The following is a 337-nucleotide window of genomic DNA, read 5'->3' as shown; positions in this document are numbered from 1 at the left end:
CGACCGTGCCTGCGCCTCCTTGACGATCTGGTCGACCCGCGCGCCCAGGGCCTCGGCGAGGGCTTGGGCGGCGGCCGGGCATTTCGGGGGCAACGCCTCACCCTGCATCGACAACAACTCACCGGCAGCATCGAGTGCTTTCAACCGTGACGAGGCATCACCGCGAGTGACTCGCAACTCACTCATCACAAACCGGTGCAACGTCGAATGACCGGCCTTACGAAACAAACCCCGATCATTCACCTCCTGCAATCGCTTGAGGCCCTGAAACGACAGTGCCCGAACCACTTTCTCGTTCACCCGCACCAACTCAGCAACCTGCACATCATCAACATCA

The 337-nt window shown here is 60.8% G+C and carries 1 pseudogene; it reads right to left on the bottom strand.

Annotated features, from left to right (window positions below):
• Positions 1 to 337: pseudogene (locus tag IO33_RS0142200) on the bottom strand (hypothetical protein); the annotation flags it as partial.

The organism is Streptomyces durhamensis, from assembly GCF_000725475.1.
Classification (GTDB): Bacteria; Actinomycetota; Actinomycetes; order Streptomycetales; family Streptomycetaceae; genus Streptomyces; species Streptomyces filipinensis.
This window is presented reverse-complemented; position numbering and strand designations above follow the sequence as displayed.